The sequence below is a fragment of the Campylobacter sp. LMG 7929 genome (assembly GCF_024723595.1).
Classification (GTDB): domain Bacteria; phylum Campylobacterota; class Campylobacteria; order Campylobacterales; family Campylobacteraceae; genus Campylobacter_D.
In genome coordinates this window covers 1-321 of the sequence record NZ_JANQCY010000049.1, presented here as the reverse complement: position 1 = coordinate 321, position 321 = coordinate 1, and the positions used below count along the sequence as shown (strand labels likewise).

Here is a 321-nt window from a genome sequence, read left to right as displayed (position 1 = left end):
TAGACAAAGCATGTTAGGGGATAATATCTTTGATGAGAGAATGACTCATGTAACAGGAGCTATTACTTATAATGGCAATGCTAAAAATAATAAGGTTATTTTAGATGGAGCTTCTTTATTAGTACATGGTCCAAGTGGAGCATATTCAACATCAGCTGCTACTCACTTAGGTGGAGCTTTTGTGGATGTAAATAATAATCAAAGCTATGAAGTCAGTAATAATAGTGTATTAATCAATGATTTAAAACTAGATTTAAGAGTAGATACTAAAAATACTCCACTAGCTTATAATGCTGTCTTAGTAGGAGAAATCTATGGAGG

General features: G+C 32.4%; 1 pseudogene. It reads left to right on the top strand.

Annotated features, from left to right (window positions below):
* Positions 1-321: pseudogene (locus tag CAMP5118_RS08010) on the top strand (hypothetical protein); the annotation flags it as partial.